Source organism: Microbacterium sp. Leaf351 (assembly GCF_001423825.1).
Lineage (GTDB): Bacteria > Actinomycetota > Actinomycetes > Actinomycetales > Microbacteriaceae > Microbacterium > Microbacterium ginsengisoli.
Window position 1 is genome coordinate 8,510 of sequence record NZ_LMPK01000013.1, and the last position, 8,782, is coordinate 17,291.

An 8,782-nucleotide genomic window follows, 5' to 3' on the forward strand; every position below is an offset into this window, starting at 1 on the left:
GTGGGAAGCGTGATCGTGGTGGTCATCTGCGGGTCCTCACTGTTCCGTCTCGGCGAACGCGAGCGCGCTGACTGTGACCGTGAGCGCGCCGCCCGTCGACGAGCCCGTGCCCGTCTCGGTGGCACTCGTGCCGACGATCGCCAGCAGACGCGGGCCGGCGCGCAGCGCGTCGAGGAACGACGCCGCCTGGGCGGCATCCTTCGCGGTCACCGTGATCGCCATCGGCACCTGCAGTCGACCGACCGGAGCCGCGGTGGCGCCCGTCGCCGGTGTCGTGGCGGATGAGCCGGCACTGCCCGCCGTAGCCGTGTTCGCCGCATCGGCGGCCGCGACCTCGCTCGTGCGGGGAGCGAAGGCCACAGCGGGCGACGGCGTGATCGACGTGATCGTGACGCCCGCTGCCGATGCGGCCGTGGTGACGAGGTCCACCAGCTGATCGACCCCCGCCGCCGACGGGATCTGCGCACGCAGCTGCGCGACGGCCTGGGTGAGCTGTGTGGTGTCCTTCGCCTGAGCGGCGAGCGCGTCGACCCGTACCTGCAGCTGGTCGTTCGTGGCGGCCGCGGCATCGGCCTGGCCGTGCACTCCCGTCGCGCCGAGATAGATCGGCAGCGCGACGAGGAAGACGCCCGCGGCCACGACGACCACCGCGATCAGCGCGCCGAGCGCGGAGATGAGCCCCCTCGACATGTTCCTCATTTCCCCTCCTGCGAGAACTGGCCGGAGTACACCGACTGGTCGAAGACGACGTCGATCGTCACGTCGTACGTGGGCGCTGCCTGCGTCCCCGCCGTCGTCGACGACGTGACGTCGCCCGCGTCCGCTGCGAGCACGCCGGACACGCCCCGCAGCGCGCGGGCGAGGGACGCGGCATCCGCGGGGTTCGCGACGCTGACCGTGAGCGAGCCGCCCAGTCCGCGCTGCGCGGTGGTGCCCGCCTGCGGTTGGGCGCCGGCCGTGAGACTGAATCCGGTGACGGATGCCCCGGGCGTCAGGTGTGCGGAGATCGTGTCGAACACGGCGCCCCAGCGGATGTCGTAGCCGAGGGCATCGGCGCGGAACTGGGTCAGCTCGGTGCGGGTCGCCACGGCGGTCGCGACCGACTGGTAGCTCTGCGTCTCGGCGACGAGCTGCTGCGTGCGGGCCTGCTCCGACGCGAGCCTCGCCGAGCCCACCACGCTGTAGGCCACGGCGGCGGCGATGATCAGCACGACGACGACCGCGGTGCCCACCAGCGCACCGATCCAGCGTCGCCCGAGCCGCACGCGGGCCCGGCGCTCGACCTCCGCGGGCGGCAGCAGGTTGACCCGGGCGGCACCGCCGAGCACGAGGGTGTCGACGGCCGCGCTCATCGCTCGCCTCCGATCGTGAGTCCGATGGTCGAGACGAAATCCGCGGCCCGGCGGGGCTCGGGCGGTTCACCGGGGAAGACCGCGAGGCGATCGATCGGCACCCGGTCGATGCTCTGGTCGAGGGCGGCGGCGAGCGCGGGGAGCACTCCCGGGTGCAGCGACCCGGCACCGCTCACGAGGACGCGCTCGACCGGCGCCGCACCGCTGCGCGCCGCGTAGAACTGCAGCGTGCTGCGCACCCGCTGCACGAGGTCGGGCGTCTCGTCGGCGGGCGCCAGCACGGCGGTGCGTCCCGCGCGCAACTCCGCGCGGGTGGCTCCGTCGCCGACGGCGGCGCCGATCCACTCGTTCTCGATCACCACCGGGGCCGACGCCGGGATCTCCGCCGGGAGGGTGCGCACGAACCGCGGCACCCCGTCCTGCACGATGGTCACCGTCGTCGTGTGCTCGCCGATGTGCAACAGCGCGACCGTCTCCCCGGGCGCCGCGACCGCCGGGGCGATCCGGGCGAGGGCGAACGCCGTGAGATCGACGGATGCCGCGACGATCCGCGAGCGCTCCAGCACCCGCAGCAGCTCATCGATCGGTTCGGCGATCGCCGCGACGACCAACCCGCGCACGAGTGAGTCGACGTGATCGATCGCGTAGAAGTCCAGCACGGCCTGGTCCACGGGCACCGGCAGCACATCCTGCACCTCGAACGGGAGCGACTGCATGATCGCGGTGCGCGAGGTGAGCGGCGTCGCATACTCGCGCACCAGGATGCGCCGACTCGCGAGACCCAGCACCACCTTCTTGTGCGAGATGCGGCTGCGCACCCAGAGCTGGTCGAGGGCGAGCGTGAGCGCTGCGGCATCGATCACCTCGGAGTCCTCCGCCACCCCTTCGGGCAGCGGCACCTCCCCCCAGGCCACGACGCGCGGCGTCGCCCCCGGCGCCACCTCGACCGCGCGTACGTGCGACTGCGCGATCTCGAGCCCGACCACTGTCTGTGCGGTCATTCGTCCTCCCCCGTTCCGGCGCGCACCGACATGCGCGCACGTCCACCCCTGTGATTCATGACGTGTAGACCCCCAGATACATCCGGGTCAGCTGCGCGCCGACCACGATCCCCGTCCATGCGCCGAGGAGCATCCACGGCCCGAACGGGATGCGACTGGCCCGCGAACCCCGCCGGCTGAGCAGCAGCGCGACGCCGAAGATCCCGCCCCAGAGGAAGCCCGTGAACGCGCCGACGACGAGCGGCCCCCAGCCGAGCCAGGCCAGGTACCAGCCGAGGAGGCCCGCGAGCTTCACGTCGCCGCCTCCCATGCCGTCGGGCCGGATCAGCCGCAGCAGCAGATAGAAGGTGTACAGCGCGGCCATGCCGATCGTCGCCCTCACGATGGGCCACAGGTCGTGGCCGACGAGGGTCGACAGCGCGAGCAGCACGATCGCGACGCCGTACGAGGGCAGCACGATCCCGTCGGGCAGTCGACGCACGTCGACATCGATGAGCGCGAGGGCGACAGTGATCGCGGCGAGATAGAGGAACGCCGCGAGCGCGAGCCACCACGAGGCATCGCCCGCCTGCGGGACGACGACGGCCACCGACGCGACCAGCGCGAATCCCAGGGCGGTCGCAGCCTCGACGAGCGGGTAGCGCGGCGAGATCGCCGAGCCGCAGTGCGCGCAGCGTCCGCGAAGCGCCACCCACGAGAGCACGGGGACGTTCTGCTGCCACCGGATCGGCACGTCGCACGTCGGGCACGCGCTCGCCCGCAGCAGTGAGACACCGGCGGGCACGCGGTAGACGACGACGTTCAGGAACGATCCCACGACGAGACCGAGCGCGCCGGCGACGACGATCACGAACACCTGTGCGGCGACACTCATGGCGACACCTCCACCTGGGCGATCGCCTTCGCGGTCGTGAACGATCCGATCGGCGTGCCGGTCGCGGCATCCGTCGCCTTGCACCCGAACTGGATGTTCGGGTTCACGGTCATGGGGGCGCAGATGACCTGCTTGAGGGTGTTGCCGACGATCGTCCAGTTGGTCGTGGGCACGATGAACTGGCCCGTGATCGTGCTCGCGGCGTTGCCGAGCCCGAGCAGGCTCGCCGCGCACGGGCTGTAGACCATCAGCCGGAAGTTCGTCGACGTGGGGACGGCGCTGAGCAGGTTCGTCACGGCGCCCCGCCCGGCGCAGTCGGGCACGCCGTTCGCGATGTTGTCGACCTGCACCAGGAAGAGCTGGCGCGGGTTCGCGGCGGTCGCCGTCGTGGATCCCTGGATCGCCAACGTGTTGATGGTGTTGGTCACCAGCAGCACGGTGTCCTGCGGCACGTTCGTGATCGACAGCAGGAACGAGGGCGAGAACGTGCACGCCGTCGCGTTGATGACGATGGGCGCGGTCGCCGCCGAGATGGCCGAGTTGATCGACGACGCCGAGCAGGAGTCCCCGGTGAAGGTCGCGTACGCCATCCACGCGCTGCCGGTGTACCTGCTCCAGTTGGTCGAGGCGTTGAGGTCGACCCAGGCCGACTGCGCCAGCAGCTGCGCCTGGCTGGGCGAGAACGCGGGCTGCGGCGTCGAGGACGAGTTCGGCACCTGTGAGGTGGGGCCGAGGGTGCCGCACGGAATGATCAGGCAGAGCACCCCGAGGGACGTGTTCACCGTGATGGTGCCGGTGGCCTGCGCCTTCCCGCCCACCTTCCACGCCTTGATCGAGATCGTGCCGCGTGCGGTGACGTCGCCGCCCACGGTGCCGGCGTACGTGCCGAGCAGGGACAGGTTGATGGCGGTGTCGAGGGTGACGTTGCCGCCGGAGTGGATGCCGCCGCCCACCGACAGCCCGAGCGGCAGACCCGGGAGGGAGAGGGTCGTCAACGGCACGAGACTCACGTTGCCGAGGGCGGTGACGTCTCCCGTGATGATCGAGACCGCGCTCACCGAGCCGACCGTGACCGTGCTGTTCACGACCGACAGACTCGCGGTGACGGTGCCGCTCGCGTAGACGCTGCCCTGGATGATGCAGCCCGCCCCGATGGTGACGTTGCCGGCCAGGACGTAGACGTTGCCGGAGATCGTGGTCGCGTTGCACGCGAAGTCGCCGGAGCGCACCACCAGGTCACCGCCGGTGAAGTTGCTCAGCAGCGGGGAGAACCCGTTGTTGATGTAGCCGAGGGAGTCGGTCTTCACTGTGCTGCCCGCCCACGGGTAGACAGCATCGACGGCCGTGGTGGCGCCCGACGGCGAGGTGCCGACGGCGTGCACGAGGACGAAGGTGCTGGTGATCGTGGGGCAGGCGGCCGCGCCGAGCGCGGTGCTGCGGGAGGGCTGCACGGTGCTCGTGGTCGAGAACACCGAGTACGAGTACGTGTAGGTGCCCGCGGTGCCCGCGTAGGTGCCGGTGCCGGTCGTGCTGCAGCCGGCCGTGCCGGCGGATGCCGCGGCCAGCATCGCGACCGCCGCGTCGCGGCCCGACTCGGCCGCCGTGAAGGCCTGCAGGCTCGAGGCGCTGCGCTGATTCTGCGTGATCGCGAAGATGCTGACTCCGGCGATCGTGACGGCGACGACGAAACCGACCAGCATCACCACGACGACGGCGACGAGGGAGGCGCCGTCGTCTCCGAGGCGGGCGCGCGGGGCGCGGGCAGAACGAGGGATCACCAGCACGGGTTCACCCCCGCGGAGGCGGGCACGGTCGAGGTGCGCACGGTTTCGGTGCCGGTGAAGGCCACGGGCGCACCCGCGGTCGTGACGCGGAAGCTGTAGCTGACGGCCGTCGAGGTGGCCGTGAAGTACGCGGTGGAGCCGATCTGCGCCGCGCCGGTCTGCCACACCGGCCAGGTGGATGCCGCGGGCAGCACCGCCGAGCCCGCCGTCGCGGTCATGCGCAGCGCACCGGAGCCGTCGACGGTGTACCCCTGGCACACCGCCGCGCCGCCGAGACCGGTCCACACCGAGAGCGTGGAACCGCTGCCGGTGACCCGGAACGCATAGGCGTTGCGCATGGCCTTCTCGATCCCTTCGGTGAACACGGTTCCGCGGGTGGTGGCCTGGCCGACCGTGGTGGCGTTCGCCTGGGCGGTCCAGGTGTTCACCAGAACACCGGCGAGGCCCCCGACCACGAGCAGTGTGAGGGCGGAGTACAGGATGAGTTCGACGAGGGTCATCCCCTCGTCGCCACGCGCCGCCCCGACGCGCATCAGCCGGTGACGTAGACGAGCGCCGTGGAGCTGGTGAGCGTCGACGTACCGCTGGTCGCGGTGACCGAGACGTGCGCGAGAGTCGGACACGTTGCTCCTGTCAGGTTGTCGATCGTTCCCGTGACGGTCAGCGAGCGTCCTCGACCGTCCGAGAACGTCTGCGCCTGCAGCGCCTGGGCGAGGCCCGCACAGGTGGTCTGCTGACGGGCGGAGTCGATCATCTGGCTGACCTCACGGGTGGAGGTCGCCACCGACGACTGGGTGGCGGTCGCCTGCAAGCCCATGACGAGGGCCGGCAGGATCGCGATCGCGACGAGCCCGAGCAGGACGACGGCGACGACCACCTCGACGAGGCTGAAGCCGCCGTCGTCCTGGCTGCGGGTCATGGCGACCTCAGCAGGTCGGTCCGGACTTTTGCGCAGCAGCGCCGGACAACGGTCCACCCGATGTCGCCGTCGCGGTCACGCAGTAGGCGGTGAGGCTCGCACCCGTCGCCGGCACGAGAGCGAGGGTCGCGCCGTCGGGGTTCATCTGCGCGAGCGCCGCGGCCGGGTCGCTTCCGTTGGCGATCGCCGTCGCCACGGTCGTCGCGCCGTTGGCGGCGACAGTCTTGAGCGAGTTGACCTTCGCCGTGTCCTGGATATTCAGGAACACCGGGATCGCGATCGCGACCAGGATGCCGAGGATCGCGACGACCACGATCAGCTCGATGAGGGAGAACCCCTCGTCTTCGCCCTGCTCTCCGGTGCGCCGCCGCTTCGCCGCGGCGACGTAGTGGTTCAGTGTTGCGTGCATTTCTCATTCCCCAATTCGTTTGACGCATGTTCCGCGCACGGTTGATGCCCAAACTCCCCTCATCAACCGTCATTGGCGGATAGGAGATCGATCCGCGGATGCGGATCCCCCACACACATGTTCTGCGCGGGAACGGACTTTTCCCAAGGCCTTGCGGAAGCCTGAAGGTGCCGCTAGATTTGCGCGTTTGCGTATGACACTCGGTCTCATCCGAGGGGATACCGGGAACGACGGAGCCCCGCTCGCCGACAGGCGAGCGGGGCTCCGTGGGTGGGTCGGGGCATCCGCCCCGGACGTCACTTGGTGATCAGCGCGGCGAAGTCGCTCGGGCTCGACGGGATCGAGTTGTTCGAGATGACCGAGCCGTTGATGGCGATCGTCGGGGTGCCGATGCCGGTCGACCCGGGCTGCGTCGGCGTCTTCTTCGTGATGTAGCCCACGTACTGCGTGTAGGTGTTGCCGGCGATGCACGAGGCGGAGTTCGTCGCCCCCGCCTGCTGTGCGTAGGCGGCGATCTCATCGTTGCTCAAGCCCGCGCCCGACGACTCGGACGGCTGGTTCTGGTACATCGTCTGCATGAACGTGTAGAGCTTGTCGTAGTCGTTGATCGCGACGCAGTACATCGCGCTGGCGGCGCGGGTCGAGTACTGCTGGTTGGATGCGGCGGCGCTGGCCGTCACCCGGTCGAGGATCGAGATCGGGTGGATGTTGAGGGTGATCGTGTTCGCGGTCACGAGCGACTGGATCTCCGAGCCGTACGTCGACTCGAAGGACTGGCAGATCGGGCACTGCAGGTCGATCCACGTGTCGAGGGTCTTCGAGCCGGTGCCGACGGAGATCGCGCCCGTGTCGGTGTTGATGTGGGCGGCGGTGGGCAGGGTTCCGGGGCTGCTCTTGTCGGCGTTCATCCACACCACAGCACCGGCCACGGCGCCGATCACGACGACGACAGCCACCGTCACCCAGATCGCGAACCAGTTCGTTTTTCGAGCAATAGCGGCCATCACGTCAGTCGTATCCGTTCTCTTGTGGTCGCAGAGGACTTCTCTGGTGCGGCGACGCGTCCGTCAGGGAATCGGGACCGGGGTGACTCCGAAAGGGGCAAGCCCGGCGGCGCCGCCGTCGGGTGCGGTGAGCACCCACAGACCATAATCATGGACGGCCACGCTGTGTTCCCAGTGTGAGCCGTCTGATCCGTCGATCGTGGTGACCGTCCAGTCGTCGTCCTCGACGTAGGTGGCCTCTCCCCCGGCGACCACCATCGGCTCGATGGCGAGCACGAGACCCGGTTCGACAGCCGGGCCGGCATCGGGCGTGCGGTAGTTGAACAGGCTCGGCGACTCGTGCATCTTGCGTCCGATCCCGTGGCCGACGTACTCGCGCAGGATGCCGTAGCCGTGACCTGCCCCGACGATGTGATCTTCGATCGCGCCGCTCACATCGCGGAGCGTCCGCGCGGACGCGAGTGCCGCGATGCCCGCCCACATGGAGCCCTCGGTCACCCGTGACAGCTCGGTGCGCGATGCCACGAGGTCGGGGCGGGCCTCATCTGGCACGACGATCGTGATCGCCGAGTCGCCGTTCCAGCCCCGGAACTCCGCGCCCGCGTCGATCGAGACGATGTCGCCCGGCTCGAGCACGCGCTCCCCCGGGATGCCGTGCACGACCTGGTCGTTCACAGATATGCAGGTCGTGTGGCGGTAGCCCCGCACGAGCTGGAAATTCGAGCGCGCGCCACTGCCTGTGATGACAGCGGATGCCGCGGCATCCAGTTCTGCCGTCGTCACCCCCGGACGCACGAGCTCCCGCGCCGCCTGCAGCGCCGCCGCCGTGATGAGGCCGGGTTCGACCATCGACCGCAGCTGGGCGGGGGTCTTGTAGATCGAGCGGCGCAGCACGCTCAGCCCTGCGGGGTGAGCCCGCGGGCCACCAGCGCGGTGACGATGCGCTCGGTGATCTCGTCGAGCGTTCCCACGCCGTCGATCGAGACCACGAGGCCCCGCTCGCCGTAGACGTCGAGGATCGGCGCCGTCTCGTTCTCGTAGATCGAGAGCCGATGCGCGATGACCTCGGCGGTATCGTCGGTGCGACCCTGCTCGGCGGCGCGCGTGATGAGCCGATCGATGCTCTCCTGGCGGGGAACGCTCAGCTCGATGACGGCGTCGAGCTGCTCGTCGCGCGACTCGAGGAACGCATCGAGGTCGTTCACCTGACCGAGATTGCGCGGGTAGCCGTCGAGGAGAAACCCGGGCGCCGCGTCATCCTGCGCGAGACGCTCACGCACGACCGCGCTCGTGACCTCGTCGGGAACCAGGTTCCCCGCCTCGATGATCGCCTTGACCTCGACACCGAGCGGCGTCTGGTCGCGGATGGCGGCGCGGAACGTGTCGCCCGTGGAGATCGCCGGCACGCCGAACGCCTCCGCGATGCGCACGCCCTGCGT

General features: G+C 69.9%; 11 protein-coding genes. All 11 read right to left on the minus strand.

The genetic code is table 11. From position 1 onward, the window contains the following. Positions 1–36 precede the first annotated feature (36 nt). Positions 37–690: a type 4a pilus biogenesis protein PilO gene (gene pilO / locus ASG00_RS05375; protein ID WP_056207441.1), complete on the minus strand. Its 654-nt coding sequence runs from the start codon at positions 688–690 to the stop codon at positions 37–39. Positions 691–695: 5 nt separating this feature from the next. Then, positions 696–1,352, minus strand: a complete 657-nt coding sequence (locus ASG00_RS05380; RefSeq protein WP_045246783.1) for a hypothetical protein — start codon at positions 1,350–1,352, stop codon at positions 696–698. Continuing rightward, entirely contained in the window at positions 1,349–2,353 is a 1,005-nt protein-coding gene (gene pilM, locus ASG00_RS05385) for a type IV pilus biogenesis protein PilM (RefSeq protein ID WP_056207447.1), read from the minus strand. Before pilM ends, ASG00_RS05380 begins: the two co-directional genes overlap by 4 nt. Before the next feature lie 55 nt (positions 2,354–2,408). Continuing rightward, complete coding sequence (locus tag ASG00_RS05390) at positions 2,409–3,227, minus strand: prepilin peptidase (RefSeq protein ID WP_056207448.1); 819 nt, start codon at positions 3,225–3,227, stop codon at positions 2,409–2,411. Beyond that, positions 3,224–5,011: a hypothetical protein gene (locus ASG00_RS05395; protein WP_056207450.1), complete on the minus strand. Its 1,788-nt coding sequence runs from the start codon at positions 5,009–5,011 to the stop codon at positions 3,224–3,226. The genes ASG00_RS05390 and ASG00_RS05395 overlap by 4 nt, the downstream gene beginning before the upstream one ends. Then, positions 5,002–5,511, minus strand: coding sequence for a hypothetical protein (locus ASG00_RS05400; protein ID WP_056207452.1), 510 nt, complete (start codon positions 5,509–5,511; stop codon positions 5,002–5,004). The genes ASG00_RS05395 and ASG00_RS05400 overlap by 10 nt, the downstream gene beginning before the upstream one ends. A gap of 32 nt (positions 5,512–5,543) precedes the next feature. Continuing rightward, positions 5,544–5,930: a prepilin-type N-terminal cleavage/methylation domain-containing protein gene (locus ASG00_RS05405; protein ID WP_045246788.1), complete on the minus strand. Its 387-nt coding sequence runs from the start codon at positions 5,928–5,930 to the stop codon at positions 5,544–5,546. A 7-nt stretch (positions 5,931–5,937) separates the two neighbouring features. Continuing rightward, positions 5,938–6,339 carry a type IV pilin protein gene (locus tag ASG00_RS05410; RefSeq protein ID WP_056207454.1) on the minus strand — a complete coding sequence of 134 codons (402 nt, stop codon included), beginning with the start codon at positions 6,337–6,339 and terminating at the stop codon, positions 5,938–5,940. Between the two features lie 296 nt (positions 6,340–6,635). Then, complete coding sequence (locus ASG00_RS05415; RefSeq protein ID WP_045246789.1) at positions 6,636–7,343, minus strand: DsbA family protein; 708 nt, start codon at positions 7,341–7,343, stop codon at positions 6,636–6,638. A 63-nt stretch (positions 7,344–7,406) separates the two neighbouring features. Beyond that, positions 7,407–8,192, minus strand: coding sequence for a type I methionyl aminopeptidase (map, locus tag ASG00_RS05420; protein ID WP_056207495.1), 786 nt, complete (start codon positions 8,190–8,192; stop codon positions 7,407–7,409). A 47-nt stretch (positions 8,193–8,239) separates the two neighbouring features. Beyond that, on the minus strand, positions 8,240–8,782 hold a 543-nt coding region (locus ASG00_RS05425), incomplete at its 5' end, for an adenylate kinase (protein ID WP_056207456.1).